Annotated in this window: 13 protein-coding genes and 1 pseudogene; 13 read left to right on the forward strand and 1 reads right to left on the reverse strand. The window is 68.7% G+C overall.

From position 1 onward, the window contains the following. Positions 1-8: 8 nt before the first annotated feature. From AA983_RS06960 to AA983_RS07020, 13 genes and pseudogenes are all read left to right on the forward strand, one after another. Complete coding sequence (locus AA983_RS06960) at positions 9-1,628, forward strand: hypothetical protein (RefSeq protein ID WP_047311502.1); 1,620 nt, start codon at positions 9-11, stop codon at positions 1,626-1,628. A gap of 34 nt (positions 1,629-1,662) precedes the next feature. After that, on the forward strand, positions 1,663-2,373 hold the full coding sequence (locus AA983_RS06965) for a hypothetical protein (protein ID WP_047311503.1): 711 nt from the start codon (positions 1,663-1,665) through the stop codon (positions 2,371-2,373). Between the two features lie 276 nt (positions 2,374-2,649). Continuing rightward, the gene (locus AA983_RS06970) at positions 2,650-3,681 is read left to right on the forward strand and encodes a hypothetical protein (RefSeq protein WP_231579554.1); all 1,032 of its coding nucleotides are present in this window, start codon (positions 2,650-2,652) and stop codon (positions 3,679-3,681) included. 355 nt (positions 3,682-4,036) lie between these two features. Continuing rightward, positions 4,037-5,283 (forward strand): annotated as a pseudogene (locus AA983_RS06975) (saccharopine dehydrogenase family protein). A 1-nt stretch (position 5,284) separates the two neighbouring features. Next, on the forward strand, positions 5,285-6,973 hold the full coding sequence (locus tag AA983_RS06980; protein WP_082128778.1) for an APC family permease: 1,689 nt from the start codon (positions 5,285-5,287) through the stop codon (positions 6,971-6,973). Further along, a complete protein-coding gene (locus AA983_RS06985) occupies positions 6,970-7,818 on the forward strand; it encodes a universal stress protein (protein ID WP_047311505.1) in 849 nt (282 codons plus the stop codon). Before AA983_RS06980 ends, AA983_RS06985 begins: the two co-directional genes overlap by 4 nt. Positions 7,819-7,834: 16 nt before the next feature. Beyond that, a complete protein-coding gene (locus AA983_RS06990) occupies positions 7,835-8,959 on the forward strand; it encodes a glycerate kinase (RefSeq protein WP_047311506.1) in 1,125 nt (374 codons plus the stop codon). Between the two features lie 47 nt (positions 8,960-9,006). Further along, entirely contained in the window at positions 9,007-10,377 is a 1,371-nt protein-coding gene (locus tag AA983_RS06995; RefSeq protein WP_047311507.1) for a hypothetical protein, read from the forward strand. An 8-nt stretch (positions 10,378-10,385) separates the two neighbouring features. Continuing rightward, positions 10,386-13,061 (forward strand): GNAT family N-acetyltransferase, encoded by a 2,676-nt coding sequence (locus tag AA983_RS07000; RefSeq protein ID WP_047311508.1) that lies wholly within the window; start codon positions 10,386-10,388, stop codon positions 13,059-13,061. 44 nt (positions 13,062-13,105) lie between these two features. Beyond that, a complete protein-coding gene (locus tag AA983_RS07005; RefSeq protein WP_047311718.1) occupies positions 13,106-13,702 on the forward strand; it encodes a DUF5998 family protein in 597 nt (198 codons plus the stop codon). Positions 13,703-13,715: 13 nt separating this feature from the next. Continuing rightward, on the forward strand, positions 13,716-14,834 hold the full coding sequence (locus AA983_RS07010) for an alkaline phosphatase family protein (RefSeq protein ID WP_047311509.1): 1,119 nt from the start codon (positions 13,716-13,718) through the stop codon (positions 14,832-14,834). Between the two features lie 11 nt (positions 14,835-14,845). Further along, positions 14,846-15,550 carry a thymidine kinase gene (locus AA983_RS07015; RefSeq protein ID WP_047311510.1) on the forward strand — a complete coding sequence of 235 codons (705 nt, stop codon included), beginning with the start codon at positions 14,846-14,848 and terminating at the stop codon, positions 15,548-15,550. Between the two features lie 8 nt (positions 15,551-15,558). Then, positions 15,559-17,370 carry an MFS transporter gene (locus tag AA983_RS07020; protein ID WP_082128779.1) on the forward strand — a complete coding sequence of 604 codons (1,812 nt, stop codon included), beginning with the start codon at positions 15,559-15,561 and terminating at the stop codon, positions 17,368-17,370. 154 nt (positions 17,371-17,524) lie between these two features. On the opposite strand, the gene sepH is transcribed toward AA983_RS07020, so the two are convergent. Then, positions 17,525-19,135 (reverse strand): septation protein SepH, encoded by a 1,611-nt coding sequence (gene sepH, locus AA983_RS14795; protein WP_082128780.1) that lies wholly within the window; start codon positions 19,133-19,135, stop codon positions 17,525-17,527. Between the last annotated feature and the right edge of the window lie 12 nt (positions 19,136-19,147).

The raw sequence follows: 19,147 nt of genomic DNA on the forward strand, positions 1-19,147 counted from the left end.
AAGACACCGTGAACGACAACGATTCTGCGCAGACGGACGGCGTAGCTGACGAGGAGAGCTCCGCCCTCATTGAGGTTGAGCCGGGTGTGGCTGTGCTCGTCAGCGACAGCGTGCCGGAGGGCCTCGACATTCTCCCCATCGAGTTCCTGGACCGCGAGCAGCAGAAGAGCTTTGTCCAAGGTGTCGCCGGACAAGCAGGCTGGTTGAATCTTGCTGCCCAGATCGCGGCCGGCCGGGTCGACACCAAAGGTCTGGTTCGCCTTGACCCCGAAACCCTGAAGGCGATGGAGAAGGGCGCCACCTACATGAAGAGCGGTGGGAAGAACCTCGGCGTCCTCATGAAGAACGGCAAGACTGCTCACATCGTGCGTTTCACCGACGCTGGGGGCGCCGCAAAGGCTGCAACAGTGGTCCCCGGCGTCGGCCAGGCTGCTGCACTGGTGGCCGTGCAGGCCCGCCTCGACAAGATCGAGGGAGCGGTCCAACAGAACATTGCACTTACTCAGAGCATCTACGACGAGCTCAAGCACCAGCAGTGGATAACCGCTCATGCCAACTACCGCACCATTGCCCATACGTTGGCCACGGCCCGTCACGTAGGTGCCGTCACGGACCGTGACTGGAGCGCGATCGTCGGCGTTCGCCGAGATCTCGAGCAACAGTTGGGAACGTCTCACGAGGCGCTCAAGCGTCACAAGGAAGCGCTCGGCAAGACGAAGACGCAACAGGAGCGGTTTGAACTGCTCACGGATAAGGGTGACGCGCTCGTCCAGGATGCCCAGGCGCTCATGCTGGCGACGTATTCGCTGAGGATGCTGGACCTCATGGGAGCGGCCAACGCTTCGTTACACGCGGCCGACGATCCGATCGAAGCCGGGCGATGCGAGAAACTACTGGCCGACTCGCGGGCGACCGTCGACCCCACGACCGAGACGGCCGAGCTCATGGAGGCCTTGCGTACCGAGATGAACGTGGCCGCAGCTGTGCGCTCTCGCCGGTTCGGCTTCGTAGGTGACCGGACGAAGGCGCACCCGGCGGCACTCAAGAGCGCTCGGGTGGCGGAACAGCTGAACCGGTTCGGCGAGATCATGGGGCTCGACCCCGTGCAGGCGCACGATGTTCCGCAACTGACTGCGGCACCCGAAGATGCGCCGGCAGCCATCCTGCAGGTGCTTCCCTGGCGCGTGGTGAACAACGGCGAGCGCTTGCTCGCGGTTGCAGAAGTGACAGACCTCGGGGAGCGGGGGATCGGGGAAATCGGACGCAAGCGCTGGCTCGCGATGACAGACGACTTCCTCTACGTGTTGGACCGCAAGGAAGTCGAGTCGTACGGAGCGGTCGATCGTCATCTGCGCCTCGACGACATTCGATTCGTCCGAGTCAGGGATGCGGACCCTCGACGCGCACCACGTGTGGACATCGTCACGAAAGACAGTGATTACTCATTTGAGTTCGGCGGATGGGCTCGAGACAGCGAAGGCCGTGAGAAGGCACTCGCCTTTGCGCGGTTGCTCCAGAGCCGGATGAACCTGCCGCAGAGCGAGGTGCCTGTCGTCAACAGTGAGGACTTGCTCGCGTTGCCCGCGAGGGCACAGCATTCGACGCCTGCTCCGCCGGCCGCCGAATGAGTGTAAGCGGGTCTGAGGCGAGCGGAACAAGCTCATGACGTGGGAGGGGCTTAAATTCACCACGTTCGATGTGTGCGACGAGGGATCGTGGGCACGCTTGGTCCGCTACACGGGCGCCAGGTCTGGGATTTACGTCCTCGTGGAAGCCGAGATGGTTCAGCATCTCGAGGCGCAGGGTTGGTCGCTCACGAATAAGCTGCTGGCCCGGCGACCGCTGGGGAGAGCGATCGAGACCGTCGTGGTCGAGGGCCACATCATCGCCTTGCCCTGGGACAGACCCGATATCCATGTGGAAGAGCCACCCGCTCGGTCACGACCAGGAGGACCAACTCACCGTGCTGCCTATGCAGAGGCCAGCAAGGCGGAGTGGTTTCCAACCGTCGTCAGCCTTCTCGCCACCGTTGTTGCGAACATCTTTCCGGCTCCGACGGAGACCGCTGGCACGCTCTGGACTCTGAGCCTCCTGCCAAGCACCGGACGCACGCGCACCGAACGCCGGCTCGGTTTGGAGATCCTGCGTGTCCACGAGTTCGTTCTACAAAGTGGGGAGCGTGACTACCTCGCCGTGCTGAACCTAGCGCTCCCCGAGAACGACGCCGAGTGGCAGTTCCTGACAGATCAGGTTGGCGCGGAGCGCCGGGTCGGTGTTTCCTATGCAGTATTCGTCAGTGGGCACGGTTCTCGCACTGGAGACGACGATGGCGGACATCGAGGCAGCAGTAGCTGTCGACGGCCCAATCCGTGATCTCGCCTACAGACTTGTGGTGGGCAGGATGCGGGCCGGCAACACCGCACTGAGCGGGCGAGCGCATCACCATCGGTTGACGCGGAAGGTGCTCGTGCGCGCCCGAGAGCAGGGAGCTGCAGAGGCAGCCCGAGGCAGCCCGGAACGCTGGGACCATGACGCTAGCGCGCCATGACGATGGTCCGAGGGTATGCGTAGACCGAACCGAAGAAGAGGCGGGGTTGGACTTGTCATGATTGAGGTGAGCACGTGCCTGTAGAGATGAAAATGTGGCGCATGGAATCCGAGGGTCTGCGTCCGCTCAGGGGCGGCGTCATGCCTTCCGAGCGTGAGTTCCACGATTACCTCAAGAGAGATCCCTCTTTGCTCGGGGAACCCCTTCTCGTGATCGGCAGCGAGGTAGTGACCGCATTCGGAGGGCGGCTCGATCTGCTTGCTGTCGACGCGGATGCGAACCTTCACGTCCTGGAGCTGAAGCGCGATCGAACGCCCCGCGAGGTCGTGGCCCAGATTCTCGACTATGGATCTTGGGTTTCGGAACTGTCGAGCGAGGACGTCCTGGACCTCGCTGGCCGACACTTAGGTCAACCCTTCGAGGCAGCCTTCGAGGGTGCCTTCGGTCAGGCGCCGCCGGACGAGTTTGGAAGTGAGCTTCGGCTCACGGTCGTGGCCTCGGCGCTGGACCCCAGTTCTGAGCGGATCGTCTCCTACCTGCGGACCTTTGGCATGCCCATCAATGCTGTGTTCTTCACTTATCTCGAAGACGACGACAGGCGCTACCTGGCGAGGTCGTGGCTCGTGACCTCGGAAGAGGGAGGGTCGGGTACTCGGGGGAGGAAGAAGCCACTGTGGAACGGGCGGGACTGGTACGTCTCTTTTGGCGGTGATCGCAACTGGGAAGACGCACGGCGCTATGGATTCTTGTCGGCGGGCGGTGGAAAGTTCTACAGCCGGACGATTCGGGCGCTGCCGGAGGAAGCCCGCGTTTGGGTGAACGTCCCCGGAACTGGGTACGTCGGCGTGGGCGTCACGACCGGGCCCGCCCAGCGCTTCGAAGACACGGTTCTCGCGACCGACGGACGAGACGTTCCGTTGCACGAACAGCCGTTGATGGGTTCGTACTGGCACGCAGGCTCAAACACTGACGATGATGCTGAGTGGGTGGTGCCTGTGGAGTGGCTCGATACGCGCTCGGTCACGGACGCTGTGTGGGAGAAGGGGATGTTCGCGAACCAGAACAGCGCGTGCAAACTCCGTCAGGAGTTCACCCTGCAACGGCTCAGCGAGCACTTCGACGTCGACCAGTAGCGACAGGGCGGGCAGTGATGAGCTTTCGTAAAGGCCGGGCCGCATGGGCTCAGGGTACGGCTGGGCGCTCGTCTTCTCTTCGTAGTTGGTGACGGTTGGGCCTTCCCGCCGCCCCGCCATCCACGGGCTGACGCATCGCTAGCGGTTGTCAGAGGCGAGGCCTATGCTCGCGCTCATAGTGATCTGCGTCTCACGAGCACGTCTGGTGGAGGCGCGCGCAACGCGGCGATGCCGGCGGATCCGTAGGGGCGATCCGGGCACACGCACGAGTCGACGGCCCGGTACGGCTGACCTGAGATCACACCGCAGTCAGCACGTCCCGAACCGCCCGACTTCATGAACGGACCACACGACTATGCGCATCCTGCTCATCGGCGCCGGCGGCGTCGGCTCGGCCGCCGCGAAACTCCTCGTCGAACGTGACTTCTTCGAGGCGCTCGTCGTCGCCGACTACTCGGCCGAGCGCGCCGAAGCGGGCGCCCGCGCTGCGTCCGAGCGTCGTAACGGCGCGGCCCGCGTCACCTCCGCTCAGATCGACGCCTCGAGCGCCGAGGGCGTCAAGGCGCTCTGCCGCGAGCACGCCATCACGCACATGTTCAACGCCGTCGACCCCGTCTTCGTCATGCCCATCTTCGACGGCGCCTTCGCCGCGGGCGCCGACTACCTCGACATGGCGATGTCCCTCTCGAAGCCGCACGAGAGCGAGCCGTACGCGAACGTCGGCGTCAAGCTCGGCGACGAGCAGTTCGCCAAGGCCGACGCGTGGGAGAAGGCCGGACGCCTCGCGCTCGTCGGAATCGGTGTCGAGCCCGGCCTCTCGGACGTCTTCGCCCGGTACGCCGCCGACCACCTCTTCTCCGAGATCGACGAACTCGGCACCCGCGATGGCGCCAACTTCGTCGTCACCGACGGCGACGGCAACGAGATCTTCGCGCCGTCCTTCTCCATGTGGACGACGATGGAGGAATGCCTCAACCCGCCCGTCGTCTGGGAGAAGGACCGCGGCTGGTTCACCACCCCGCCGTTCAGCGAGCCGAAAATCTTCGACTTTCCCGAGGGCATCGGCGAGGTGGAGTGCGTCAACGTCGAGCACGAGGAAGTGCTTCTCATGCCGCGCTGGGTCGACGCCAAGCGCGTCACCTTCAAGTACGGCCTCGGCAAGGAGTTCATCGGCATCCTCAAGGTGCTCCACACCCTCGGCCTCGACTCAACGGAACTCATCACCGTCAAGGGCCAGCAGATCTCGCCGCGCGACGTCGTCGCAGCAGCTCTGCCCGACCCGGCACCATCGAGCCGCGCATGAAGGGCAAGATCTGTGCCGGCCTGTGGGTCACCGGCACCGGCACGGACGGCGAGCCGCGCTCGACGTACCTCTACCACGTCGTCGACAACGAGCAGACGATGAAGGAGTACGACTCCCAGTGCGTCGTCTGGCAGACGGCGATCAACCCAGTCGTCGCTCTCGAACTCCTTGCCATCGGTGCGTGGTCCGGCGCCGGCGTCCTCGGCCCCGAGGCGTTCGACGCCGTAACGTTCCTCGACCTGCTCAAGGCGCCGAAGCCCGAGGGTTTCGGTTCCCCCTGGGGCATGCAGGAGCAGTGAGATGAGCGACGCAGGATCGGGCGCGACTGTTGTCACCGAGGGCAAGGGGCTTCGCGCGGGCGCCCTGGGTCTCACCGGCAGTGTCGTCGTCGGCGTGGCCTCGACGGCACCCGCGTACTCACTCGCCGCAACGCTCGGCTTCGTCGTCGCGGGTGGCGCGGGCTTCAAGGCGCCCGCCATCATGCTGCTGGCCTTCCTGCCGATGTACTTCATCGCGGTGGCCTACCGAGAGCTCAACGAGGCCGAACCCGACTGCGGCACCACCTTCACCTGGGTGACCCGCGCCTTCGGCCCCGTGGCCGGCTGGATGGGCGGCTGGGGCATCGTCATCGCGGACATCATCGTCATGGCGAACCTCGCCCAGATCACCGGCGCCTACTCGTTCACCCTCGCGAACGAACTCGGCCTGCACAACAGCCTCGACACGAGCACGTTCTGGTCCACCGCCGCCGGCCTGCTGTGGATCGGTGTCATGACGTGGATCTCGTTCCGCGGCATCGAAGTCTCCGCCCGCCTGCAGTACGCGCTGCTGACGATCGAGGTGCTCACGCTCATCATGGTCGTCGGGGTGGCGCTGTGGAAGGTCTACTCCGGCAGCACCCCGGCCGGCTCGGCGAAGCCGTCGTTGTCGTGGCTGTGGCCGAGTGGACTCTCGATGTCGGTGCTCTCCTCGACGGTGCTGCTCGCCGTGTTCATCTACTGGGGCTGGGACTCGGCCGTCTCGACGAACGAGGAAGCCGACGACCCCAGCCGCACGCCGGGCCGCGCCGCCGTCATCTCGACGCTGCTGCTCCTCGTCATCTACGTCTTCGTCTCCATCGCCACCGTCGCGTTCGCCGGAACAGGGGACACGGGCATCGGGCTCGGCAACGAATCCAACGCCGACGACGTGTTCACCGCCATCGGGCCGGCGCTCTTCGGCGACACATTCCTCGGCCACGCCGGGCTGGCGCTCCTGGCCATCTCGATTCTCACCTCGTCGGCCGCCTCGACGCAGACGACGATCCTCCCGACGGCGCGCACCGCCCTCTCGATGGGCGTGTTCCGCGCGCTGCCGGCCAAGTTCTCCACCGTCCACCCGCGTTACCAGACGCCGACGTGGTCGACGCTCGGGATGGGCATCGTCTCGGCAGGTTTCTACCTGCTCATGACGCTCATCAGCACGAACATCCTCGGTGCGCTCATCGGTGCGATCGGGTTGCAGATCGCCTTCTACTACGGCATCACCGGCTTCGCGTGCGTCTGGTTCTACCGGCACTCGCTGCGCACTTCGGCGCGCCACTTCGTCAACCGCGGCCTCATCCCGTGCCTCGGCGGGGCGTTCCTCTTCCTCATGTTCGCCTACGCCGTGAAGTCGTACGCCGAACCCGACTACCTGCTCGACGACAACGGCAAGAACGTGACCATTTGGGGCTTCGGCGCCGTGGCCGTGGTCGGTGTTGTCTCGCTCCTGTGTGGCTTCGCGCTCATGGCCCTGCAGTGGTCGCGGGACGCGACGTTCTTCCGGGGGCGGACGCTGCGCACCGGCTCGTTCGAAGACCTGCAGCGCTGGGTTGCCGAGGGCACCCAGTACGGCGTCATCGCTGGCGACGTGACCATCACGCAGGAAGGCGACCTCGTCACCGACGGCGGTCTCAGCGGTGTGTCGACAAGGCAGACCCATGCAACAGGTGAAGGTGAAACGCGATGAGCGACTCGACCGTCCGATACCTCGTCGCGTGGGGCGGCGACGCCCGCTCCAAGGACGCGCTCGCCCTCGGCGCGACGCTCGCTCGCACCTTCCGGGCCGAGCTCGCCGTCGTCTACGTCGTGCGCGAGGAGACGTTCGGCGCCCACACCTTCGGCGACGTCAGCTTCACCGAGGAGGTCGTCCGTCAGGCCAGTGAGGGCGTGCAGAAGCACCTCGACGCGCTGACGGACCTGGACAACGTCGTCCTCCACGTTCGCCGCAGCGGTTCCGTGGCCGAGGGCGTGCTCGACGCCGCGAAGGAGATCGACGCCGACCTCATCGTCATCGGCGCGGGCACTGGCACCCGGGCGCTGTCGACGAACACCATCGTCACCGCGCTCCTGCACGCCTCGCCGGTGCCGGTCGCGATGGCTCCGCGCGGCTACCGCAAGGAAGCTCCCGCCGTGCTGACCGAACTCGTCGCTGCGGTCGGGCCCCGCGCAGGCGCCGGCCGGATTCTCAAGGAAGCCATCCGCGGCGTCGAGCGCGTCAGCCTTCCGCTGCGCCTCGTCTCGTTGCTCGAGCTCGGTACGGACGTCGACGTCCCCGACGAACGCGTCGAAAGCGTGCGTGCGGCGCTCGAGCGTGCCGCCGAGGAGGTCGACGTGGACGAGGTGACGACTCAGGTCGGGCAGGGCAAGAACCTCAAGGAGGCCATCGCGAACACAGAGTGGAAGCCCGACAGCGCGCTCATCATCGGTTCGTCCCGCCTGGCGCAGGGCAAGCAGACCTTCATCGGTACAGTGGCGAGCCGGATGCTCGCCCACCTGCCCATCCCGATGATCGTCGCCCCGCGAGGCGAATGAGAACGAGGTCAGCCCCATGAAGGTCGTCTGTGCCCCCGACTCCTACAAGGAAGCGCTCTCGGCGGTGGACGCCGCCGCAGCGCTGGCTCGGGGAGTGCGCGGCGTCCTTCCGTCGGCGGACGTCGTCGAATTGCCGGTGGCCGACGGGGGAGAAGGCACGACCGAAACCCTCATGGCGGCGATGGGCGGTCAGCTGATCGCCGTGGACATCACAGACGCGCTCGGACGTCCTCGCACAGCTGAGCTCGGGTGGGTCGCTTCGGAACGCCTCGCCGTCGTTGACGTCGCGCAGGGGGCCGGGCTGCATCACATCGAGTTGGAACTGCGCGACCCGTACCGCTCCTGCAGCTCTGGTGTCGGGCACCTCGTCTCGGCCGCGCTCGATCTCGACCCGCGCCGGGTCGTCATCGGTCTCGGAGGATCGGCAACGAACGACGGTGGCGCGGGCATGATCTCCGCTCTCGGTGGGCGATTGCTCGACTCCAACCGCAGGCCGGTCACTCCGACGCCCGAGGGCATGAACAACGTGGCCTCGCTCGACCTGTCGGAGCTCGACCCGCGGCTTGCGGGTGTCGAGGTGATCCTGGCCAGTGACGTGACGAACCCGCTGCTCGGGCCCGACGGCGCCACCGCCGTCTTCGGGCCGCAGAAGGGCGTGACGCCCGCGCGGGTGCCCGTCATCGAGAAGGTGCTCGCAGGATGGGCCGACGTTCTCGAGACGGCGACGGGCCGTGAGGTCCGCGACCTGCCCGGGGCGGGCGCTGCCGGGGGACTCGGCGCTGCGTTCCTCGCTCTCACGGGTGCGACGCTCCGGCCGGGTCTTGATGTCGTCGCCGAGGCCGTGGGGCTTGAGGAGGCCGTGCGAGACGCTGACCTCGTGCTCACCGGCGAAGGCCGCATCGACGGGCAGACCCGCTTCGGCAAGACGCCCTGGGGCGTCGCCGAAATCGCCCGCCGTCACGGCGTGCCCGTCGTCATGCTCGGGGGAGAGGTCCGCCCGGAGGGGCGCGCCCTCATCGACGACACGATCGTCGCCGTCGAGCCGATCCACACCGGCTACACCGACCTCGATGAGGCGCTCGCCAACACCGGAGCCGACCTCGAGCGGGCCGCGGCGTCGTCCGTCGAGCGAGTTCGGTAGAGGAGAGGCGGCGTCGGTGACGGCGCGTGGCTCGATACCCTTTCCCCGTGACACCGCCGAGCGAGCAGGCCCCGCGCACCCCCGCGCGTGAACGCCGCGCGCCCCGCTGGTTGCGTGGTCTCGCACCGCAACGTTCGTGGATCGCCCAATTGGCAGCCTTCGGCGCCATCGGGCTCTGCCTCATCGGCGCGTGGACCATCGTTCGCGACCCCTTCGCACCCACCGGCGTCACCCAGGGGGAGACCGTCGCCGACGCGCAACAGGCTCAACCCCCGATGCCTGGCGGCGCCGCGGACGTCGAAGGCGAACAGACGATCTCGGCCGTCGATGAGAAGTTCGTTCTCTGGTCCGTCAGCAACGCAGGCGACGACACCCTCTTCGGCCTCGGGGAGGGCGACTGCGCCGGCACGCCGTGCCCCGCCCTCGTGCGCTCCACCGACGACGGCAAGACGTGGACGCAGATGCACACGTTCAGCTCCGCTGACACGTCCGCGGCGACCGGGGCCACGCAGCCGCGCGTCCAGCCCGCCGGTGCCCTGAGCGAAGTGCTCTTCACCTCGCCGACCACGGGCTACATTTACGGCGGCGACCTGTGGGTCACGCGCGACGGCGGCCGCACCTTCACCCACGTCGACCACCCCGGCAGCACCGTCCTCGACGTCGTCGTCCACGACAAACAAACCCTCGCGCTCACGGCGTCGGGCTGCATCCAGGGCACCTGCTCGGGGCGTCTGGAGATTTTTCGCCTCGGCGGCGGAGACACCCCGCGGTTGGCCCAGACGATCGCCGCCGCGACGCCCACGAGCCAGATCGACGCCGCGGACCTCGTCGTCGGTGGTGACAGCCTCATCGTCCTCGCCGGCAACGAACCCGGCAGCGGGGACGCCCCCGGTGCCTGGCGTCTGGCCGGCGACAGCCTCGCACCCCTCAACCCCGGATCGGCCTGCAGCGGAAAGCCGTTCAGCGCCATCGCGGGCAACGGCACCAACCGTCTTGTCGCCGTCTGCGATGAAGCCGTCTCCGCCAAGACGACGAGCTTCACCACCGTCACGAGCACCGACGACGGCGGCACCTGGCAACTCCTCGGCACCGGCAACCTGTCGCTGCCCACCCAGGGCGGCATCTCGCTGGCCACGTCCGACGGCGAACACATCGTCGCGGCTTCCGGCGGCCCGCGCACCGCCGCCGACGCCACAACGCGCACCTCCGACGACAACCCGCTGCGCGTCTCCTCCGACGGCGGCCGCAGCTGGAGCGAACCGAGCGGTGGCGACGACGCGCCCACCGGTGGCATGGATGATGTGCGCACCCTCGGCCAGGAGTTCCTCGCCCTCTCACGTACCGACGGCGAGCTGTGGCGATCGAGCAATCGAGGAGGCCGCTGGACTCACACGTCCGTCGCAGGCCACGGTGGTTGAATGAAGTCATGAGCGATGAGGTGGAGTCCGCGCCAGCCGATTACCCGCGCGAGTGGGAGGCCGACGTCGTCCTGCGTGACGGCTCCGTGGCCCACGTGCGCCCCATCGGCCCTGACGACGCGGAACGCCTTCACCGCTTTCACGCTGCCCAGAGCGAAGAGTCCATCTACCTGCGCTTCTTCGCCCCCATCAAGCGCCTGAGTGACCGTGACGTCACGCGCTTCACCCACGTCGACCACGTCGAGCGCGTTGCCCTCGTCGGTCTCGTCGGTGACGACATCATCGGCATCGGCCGCTACGACCGCCTCGGTGGGCCGGATGCTCCCTCGGCGGAGGTCGCGTTCAACATCGCCGACAGTTTCCAGGGCCGCGGCGTCGGCTCCGTCATGCTCGAACACCTCGCCGCCATCGGCGCCGAGAACGGCGTCGCCGAGTTCGTGGCCGACGTCCTGCCGCAGAACCGCAAGATGATCCAGGTCTTCACCGAGGCCGGCTACGACGTCAAGCGCAACTTCGACGACGGCGTCATCTCCGTGCGGTTCGAGATCGAACCGAACGAGAAGTCGCAGGCCGTGCGCCTCGCGCGCGAACAGCGCAGCGAATCGCAGTCGGTGCGCGCCCTGCTCAACCCGTCGTCCGTCGCCGTCATCGGCGTCTCGAGCAAGGGCCCGTCGGTCGGTGGGCGCGTGCTCGCCAACCTGCGTGAGGGTGGGTTCACCGGTCGCGTCGACGTCGTCCACCCCAGCGTCGAGGAGATCGACGGCTACCGCACCGTGCGCAGCCTCGGCGACATCGAGGGCCGCGTCGATCTTGCGATCATCGCCGTGCCTGCCGCGCAGGTGCTCGACGTCGTGCGCGAGTGCGGCCCGGCCGGCGTCAAGGCGCTGCTCGTCGTCTCCTCGGGGTTCGCCGAGACCGGCTCCGCCGAGGGCACCGAGCGTCAGGCCGAACTGCTCAGCCTCGCGCGCAGCCAGGGCATGCGCGTCGTCGGCCCGAGCAGCTTCGGCCTCATCAACACCCGCGCCGACACGCGCCTCAACGCCTCCATCGCCTACGAGATGCCGCCCGCCGGTCACCTCGGCCTCTTCGCCCAGAGCGGCGCGCTCGGCATCGCGGTTCTCGCCAGCGCCGGGCGTCGTGGCCTCGGTCTTTCGGACTTCGCGTCCGCGGGCAACCGCATCGACGTCTCCGGCAACGACCTCATGCAGTACTGGATCGACGACGACGAAACTCACGCCGTCGGCCTCTACCTCGAGTCGGTCGGTAACCCGCGCAAGTTCACGCGCATCGCCCGTCAGCTCGCGCTGCGCAAGCCCGTCATCGTCGTCAAGCCCGAGGTCTCGGCGTTCGGTGTGCCCCCGGGCCACCGCGTCCGCGAGACCCGCACGAGCCCGGCCGCGTTCCGCGAGATGCTGCGCCAGAGCGGCGTCATCCGCGTCGGCAACGTCCACCAGCTGTTCGACGTCGCCCAGCTCGTCATCAACCAGCCTCTGCCCAAGGGGCGCCGCGTCGCCGTTGTGACGAACTCCGACGCCCTCGGCGCGCTCTGCGGTGACGCCGCACTGAGCTGGAAGCTCGAGGTGACGCGGGGCCCTGTCGCCCTCGCGCCCGATGCTGATGTCGAGAGCTTCCGTGACGCCCTCGTCGCAGCCTTCGAGGACGACTCGGTCGACACCGTCATCGCCTCCTTCATCCCGCCGCTCATCTCCGGCGGCACCGAGGTGGCGCGCGCCGTCGCAGAGGTGAGCGCCTGCTACGACAAGCCGTGCATCACCACCTTCCTCGGCATCCACGGTGCATCCGAGGCCCTCACCGCCACGAGCCCTGACGGCGAGCGCGTCGTCACGCCGTCGTACCCCATGCCCGAGGACGGGATCCGCGCCCTGGCCGCCGTGACGAACTACGCCGGCTGGCTCCAGCGCGACCGCGGTGAGCCCCTCGCGCCGGAGGGCATCGACCGCAAGGGCGTGCGCGCCATGGTGCGCCGCGTCATGACCGAGCAGCCCGAGGGCCGCGACCTCACCGGTGACGAGGTCGCCGAGTTCCTCGGTCTCGCCGGCATCTCCGTGTGGCAGTCGATTCCGGTGCGCACCTCGAAGGAAGCCGTCGCTGCAGCCGAGAAGCTCGGCTTCCCCGTCGTCGTGAAGTCGATCGCTCCGGAGGTGCGCCACCAGGTGGCGAGTTCCCTGCGCGCCGACCTGCGCTCGCCGCTCGCCGTCGTCGAGGCCTTCGAAGCGCTCGAGGAACGCCTCACCCAGTTCGGGGCCGACCAGTTCGTCGTCCAGTCGATGGCGACGCCGGGCATCGGCTGCGTCGTGACGAGCTCGGAGGACCCGCTCTTCGGCCCCGTCGTCACGTTCTCCGTCAGCGGCCCGCCCACCGACCTGCTCGACGACGTCGGCTACCGCATCCCTCCGCTCACAACGAGCGACGTCTCCGACCTCGTCAGCTCCATCAAGGCGTGGCCGCTGCTCGACGGCAGCCACGGCACCGCCGCCGATCGCGCCGCCATCGAAGATCTCGTCTCGCGCGTCGCGATCCTCGCCGACGAGAACCCCGAGATCGCACACCTCGAACTCAACCCGGTGAGCACCAACCCCACCGGCCTCGACGTTCTGGGCGCCCGCATCACTCTGGCGCCGCACTCGCTGCGCCAGGATTCCGGGCGCCGGGCCATGACGTGAGGTTCGGGCGTCCGACACGCGCCGGGGGCGACGAAGGTGGGATGATGGCACGCATGTCTGCCACCCTGCCCGCCGACCTCGTCCGCGACATCGAGAAGGCCGGTTACTTCCCGGCTCTCGTCAGCGACGTCGTCACCACGGCGCTCGCCGGTGACGAGGTGCGTCACCACCTCGTGCACCTCGAGACGACGTTCGACCAGGACGAATTCCACCGCCACATCACGGTTCTCGCGCTCACGCCGCACAAGCTCGTCATCGCGCACGCCGACGATCACGCCGACCCGCGCACCCACGGGCACGGCTCGGGTCACTCGGCCGTCACCGCGACGTCGGAGGCCGTGGCGCTGTCGTTCGTGCGCGGCGTGACGCTGACGCACGTCGTCGCCGACGCCGAGACCTACCGCCCGGGCACGCTCGGGCGCGAGGTGACGCTCACCGTTGGATGGGGGACCGTGAGCCGCGTCGATCTGCTGCCCGCCACGTGCGGCGACCCGCAGTGCGACGCCGACCACGGCTACGACGGCACGATCACCGGCGATGACATCAGCCTGCGTATCTCCGCTGACGCCGAGGGTGAAGGCAGCCTCAACCAGGCCATGAGCTTCGCCAACGCCCTGTCGGCCGTCGTCGGCCGACGCTGACCGGGCCCACTCCATGAAGGCACCCCGGTACGACACCGAAGGCCTTGCGTCCGTTCTGCCGTCGGTTGCGCGCACGCTCGCGCCCGCCGCGTTCGAGGGGGAGGGACGCAAGCTGCCGCAGGCGAAGGCGGGCATCGTCGTGCTCGCCGACGGACTCGGCGCGCGGCTCCTACGCAAGCGCAGCGCACACGCGCCGTTCCTCCACGAGCACCTCGACCACGTCCAGACGCTCGCCGCAGGCTTCCCGACGACGACCGCCACCTCCATGGGCACGTTCGGCACCGGCCTGCCGCCGGGGGCCCACGGCCTCGCGGGTTACCAGGTCGTCGACCCGGCCACCGGCATGCTCTTCAACGAGCTGACGTGGCAGCGCGGCCCCGAGCCGCGCGTCTGGCAGCCGAACGCCACCGTCTTCGAACGCGCCGACCAGGCCGACCTGCGCCCGGCGATGATTGGACCGGACTACTTCGAAGGCTCCGGCCTGACGAACGCCGCCCTGCGCGGCGCGGTGTTCTACGGCGCCGAGGCGCTCGAGGACCGCATCGACGCAGCGCTCGCCGCCGTCCGGCGTGGCCACCGGCTCGTCTACCTCTACTGGGGCGAGATCGACAAGGCCGGCCACGTGCACGGCATCGATTCGCCGCAGTGGGCCGCCGAACTCGAAGCGTTCGACCGCGGTTTCGAGCGCCTCGCCTCCCAGCGTCCGGTCGGCACGTCCCTCACGCTGACGGCCGACCACGGCATGGTCGACGTGCCGCTCGACGCCCGCGTCGACATCGCCAAAACCCCCTACCTGCGCGACGGCGTGCGCACCGTTGGCGGCGAGATGCGCGCGCTGCACCTCTACGTCGAGCCCGGCGCGCGCGACGACGTCCTCGCCGCCTGGCGCAAGGAGGTCGGCAGCGACGGCCACGTGCTCACCCGCGAGGAGCTGAGCGACCTCGGCTGGGTCGGCGCTCTCGACGCCGGCACGGCGGAACGCTTCGGCGACGTCGTCGTGTCGATGCGTGCGGCCCGCGGCTACGTCGACTCCCGGGTCATGAGCCAGCAGGTGCTCGCCCTCGTCGGCCAGCACGGCGCCATGACGCCGCAGGAACTCGACGTGCCCTTCCTCCACCTCCCGCCGCGCTAAGGTGACTGCCCGTGGCTGAGCTCGTTTTCTTCACCGGCACGATGGACTGCGGTAAGTCCACCCTCGCGCTGCAGATGGACCACAACCACGCGGCCCGCGGGCAGCGCGGCATCGTGCTGACCCAGCACGACCGCGCCGGTGAGGCCGTCATCTCCTCGCGCCTCGGCCTGCGTCACGAGGCCATCGAGGTGAGCAACGAGGTCGATCTGTGGGATCTCGCCGTCTCCGCGGGCGTGACGCTCGGGGGCCTCGACTACGTCATCGCCGACGAGGTGCAGTTCTACCTGCCCGAGCAGATCGACCAACTCGCGCGCGTCGTCGACGAACTCGACGTCGACGTCTTCGCGTTCGGCATCACTGCGGACTTCAAGACGCAGCTGTTCCCCGGCTCGCGGCGCCTGTTCGAACTCGCCGACCGCACGCAGCTGCTCCAGGTCGAGGCGCTGTGCTGGTGCGGCAAGCGCGCCACCCACAACGCCCGCGTCGTCGACGGCACCATGGTCGTCGAAGGCGAGCAGGTCGTCGTCGGTGACACCGGTGACCAGACCGAGACGCCGCTCGTGGAGTACGAGGTGCTGTGCCGTCGTCACTTCATGCGCCGCATGACGTCGCACGCCGCCCGCGCCATCGGCGCCGAGCAGATGCCGTTCGACCTCGACGTGTGCCCCGTGCCGCCCTCGACCTTCACCGATCATTCCCGCGGCGCGGCCGGCTGAGGCGAGCGATGAACGAACGGCACGAGCGAGAGGATCGGCGGGAGCGCGTCGGGGCAGCGCCCCACCGTGGACGCGCCGAACGCCTGCGCAGTGCCGGAGTCATGGGCGGGCGTGCAGCACGCGGCGCCTACCGCCTGAGCGCGGGTGCCACGAAGACGACGCTGCGCGCCGCCCGCCGGGCGAGCAACGCCCAGGGCGCGGGGGAGAGTGGCCTCGGGCGCCTCATCGAGGTGCACGCCCTCTCCAACGCCGGCGATGCCGCCGTCATGGTCGGGCTCGCCGGCACACTGTTCGTCTCCGCGCAGCCCGGCGAGGCGAAGGACCACGTCGCGCTGTTCCTCGTGCTCACGATGCTGCCCTTCGCCATCGTGGCGCCGCTCATCGGCCCGCTGCTCGACCGCTACCGGCACGGGCGCCGCTGGGCCATGGGCGGCACGCTCGCGCTGCGCGGCTTCCTCTGCTGGGTGCTCGCCGACGCCATCGAGAAGGGCTCCACCTGGCAGTTCCCTACGGCCCTGGCCATCCTCGTCTCGAGCAAGGCCTACCTCGTCACTCGATCATCGGCCACGCCACGGCTGCTTCCGTACGGCATGACGCTCGTCAAGGCCAACAGCCGCATGAGCCTCGCCGGCGTGGCGGGAGCGACGATCGGCGGTCCGCTCGCCGGTGGAGCCGCGGCCCTGTTCGGCGCGACGTGGGCCTTCCGTGCCGCGTTCCTGCTCTTCGTCGTCGGCACGGTGCTCGCCATTCTGTTGCCGCCTGACATCGATTCCGAACGCACCGACTCACTGCGCTCCGGACGCGCCCAGGTGCGCCTGCCGAGCGTCATCGTCTCTGCGCTGCGCGCCAACGTCGGTCTGCGCTGGATCAGCGGCTTCCTCACGATGTTCATGGCCTTCCTCATGAAGACCCATCCGCTACCTGGATGGGAGGATCGCGCCACGACACTACTGGCGCTCGTCGTCGGCGCCGCAGCGCTGGGTAACGCGCTCGGTACGGTGCTCGGTTCGCTCGTCAAGAACTTCGCGCCGCGCACCGTCGTCGTGGGCTCGCTGTTGGCCGACGCAGTGGCCATGGTGGTCTGTGCGGTGCACTTCACCCTCGTGACGGCCATCGTCGTCGGCCTCGTGGCCGGTCTCGGTCAGCAGTTGGGCAAGCTCGCCGTCGACTCGCTCATCCAGGATCACCTCGCCGAGGCCGTGCGCACGAGCGCCTTCGCGCGCTCCGAGACGGTGCTCCAGCTCGCCTGGGTCATCGGTGGCATCTACGCCTGCGTCGTGCCGACCGACGCGACGATCGGCCTGTACTCCGCCGCCGTGCTCCTCGTCGGGTGGGCCGTGCTCGTCATGCTGTGGAACGCCGGGCGCGGACCGACGTGGCCGCGACGTCGCGGCTACGGCAAGGACGATGACGGTCGTGGCGCCCGACGTGGTGGCGCCTTCGCCGACACCGTGACCGAGACCTCGGACGACGCCTTCACCCGAGCCCCTGACGACCTGCCGACGACTCCGCGCACGCGGCGCTGGCACCGCGACGAACCGGCAGAAAGCCCGCGAGGCGAGCGCTATCGCGACGATGATCGGTACAACCAGGACGACGACCGGTACGACGAGTTCGGCGGCAGTTCCCGCGGCGGATATGACCCGTACGACGCGTGGCAGGAGAACCGCCGGACGCTTCCGGTGCCGACGTCGGATTCCCGAAACACCGGGGAGCCGCGCGACGATCGCACGCGCCGCATGCCCGAGCAGGAGCGCCGATCGTCGTCCTACCGGCCGCAGTGGGATGGCGACGACGGCTGGGATCGCCGCGACCGCTGACGCCTCGCAACGACGAGCTACCGAACCTTCACGCCGACAGACACCGCTCGGTAAACCTCCACGCGAACGCCGAACGCCCGACCTCAGCGCACGGGGCGCGAGGTCGGGCGTTCTCCTGTCCGTCAGGTCTGGCGCAAAGGCTCAGCCCTGAAAGTCACTTCTTGGGGCCGCGGCCACCGAACATGATGTCGTCCCAGCTCGGAACGCTCGGGCGGCTGCTCTTGCGCGACTGGTTCGCACGCTCGGGCACCGAGGTGCGCTTCTGGGTGCTCTTCTTCGCGGGAGCCGAAGCCTCAGCGGGTTCATCGACCTCGTCGAAGAGCGAATCCGCCTGAACGACCTCGTCATCGGCGGCGGAGCCTGCGGCCTTCGTCTCAGCGCTGTCGTCGACTGCGTCCTCGACGTCGGCCTCGGCAACGTCGTCCGCGTCGTCGAGGTCGGCCTCGTCGAGCGCGTCGTCCTCGACGTCGTGCAGCTGGTGCACGTCGCCACCGTCGTGGAAGCCGGGCAGCTCGCCGAAGAGCGACTCGTCCTGCTCGGCGTCGTCGTCGTGCAACGCCGCGCGCACGGAAGCCTGCTCGAGGTTGGCGCGCGAGCGGCGGCTCTTGCGGCGACGCGAACTCGTCGACGTCGACTTCTCCGCCGCCACGTCGTCGGACTCGTCGGCAGCGTGACCATCGGCGTCGGGCTCGTCAGGCGAAGGCGCGTCGGCCGTCTTGCGCGTCGGCAGCGCCGCCACACCGGCCGTCGCGCGGCGCGTGGTGTCATCGTTCTTGTCGGCGTTCGCGTTGTCGGCGTCGCTGTCGGAGGCGGCGTGCAGTTCCTCCGGACGCGGGTGGCTCGGCGCCGGGGGAGGCGTCGTGCCGAGGTCGAGACGCTCGACGCGCGTGACGTCGGGGGAGCCGCTCGTGACGTTCGGCAGCGCCGTCGGGCGAGACGCGTTCGAGCGACCCGAACCCTTCGACCGGCTGCGGCTCGCCTGGCGCGCACGCATCGAGGCGGTGAGGTCGGCGGGCTTTCCGGCGTCGTCGCTTGAGCCGAGCGTCGCACCGAGGTGGGGAGCCTGCGCGTCGTCGAGACCGCCCTCGGCCTCGACGTCGTAGACGGACGCAGGGCGTGCGGCGCGAGCGGAGCCGCCGGCCTTCTTGCGTGCGACGGCCTTCTGACGCTCGGGAGCCTCCTCGTCAGCAGCGGCGATCTCGTCGCCACCGAGCCAACGGGCCTCGTCGTCGACGGTGCGCAGTGCGCGGTTCACCGGGTCGAACAGCCACGTGGCCTCACGCTGGCGACCACCGGCGGGGAAGCGCACGGTGACGGTCCAGTGGGCGTCGTCGTTCTTCCAGCTGTCCCACACGACGCGCTCGGCCTCGACGCCGCGCTCGGCGAGACGACGGTCGGCGCGCTCACGCAGCGTCGTCGTCTCACCGCGCCCGTACAGCTGAACACCCTGCGCCAGACCGGAGACGTAGTCGCGCTCGGCGCGGATCGGGCCTTCGTAGCGCTGCACCTTCTCGAGCGTCCACCCGGCACGCTCGGCGATCTCCTCGAGCGGCACCCCGCCGCGGATGAGGCCCTGCACGTCGCGCGGACGCAGCGGGTTCTCGGCCTTCGCCTGGCCGTCGGCGGACGCCGGCTCGCGGCGGTCACGTCGGATCGTGGTGCGCAGTTCGTCGGTGATGGGAAGGGTGAAGCGACCCCCGTCGTCGTCGGCGAGAAGGAGGCCGCTGCCGTCCTCCGAGACCCCGATCAAACGCAATTCCTGCACGACGCAACTCCA

The sequence above is a fragment of the Dermacoccus sp. PE3 genome, from assembly GCF_001021715.1.
GTDB lineage: Bacteria > Actinomycetota > Actinomycetes > Actinomycetales > Dermatophilaceae > Dermacoccus > Dermacoccus abyssi.

What these genes read in the sequence shown, in the direction of transcription:
- AA983_RS06980 (WP_082128778.1), top strand. Translation starts at nt 5,285, where the DNA reads ATGAGCGACGCAGGATCGGGCGCGACTGTTGTCACCGAGGGCAAGGGG.
- AA983_RS07000 (WP_047311508.1), top strand. Translation starts at nt 10,386, where the DNA reads ATGAGCGATGAGGTGGAGTCCGCGCCAGCCGATTACCCGCGCGAGTGG.
- AA983_RS06985 (WP_047311505.1), top strand. Translation starts at nt 6,970, where the DNA reads ATGAGCGACTCGACCGTCCGATACCTCGTCGCGTGGGGCGGCGACGCC.
- AA983_RS06970 (WP_231579554.1), top strand. Translation starts at nt 2,650, where the DNA reads ATGGAATCCGAGGGTCTGCGTCCGCTCAGGGGCGGCGTCATGCCTTCC.
- AA983_RS06990 (WP_047311506.1), top strand. Translation starts at nt 7,835, where the DNA reads ATGAAGGTCGTCTGTGCCCCCGACTCCTACAAGGAAGCGCTCTCGGCG.
- AA983_RS07020 (WP_082128779.1), top strand. Translation starts at nt 15,559, where the DNA reads ATGAACGAACGGCACGAGCGAGAGGATCGGCGGGAGCGCGTCGGGGCA.
- AA983_RS07005 (WP_047311718.1), top strand. Translation starts at nt 13,106, where the DNA reads ATGGCACGCATGTCTGCCACCCTGCCCGCCGACCTCGTCCGCGACATC.
- AA983_RS07010 (WP_047311509.1), top strand. Translation starts at nt 13,716, where the DNA reads ATGAAGGCACCCCGGTACGACACCGAAGGCCTTGCGTCCGTTCTGCCG.
- AA983_RS06965 (WP_047311503.1), top strand. Translation starts at nt 1,663, where the DNA reads ATGACGTGGGAGGGGCTTAAATTCACCACGTTCGATGTGTGCGACGAG.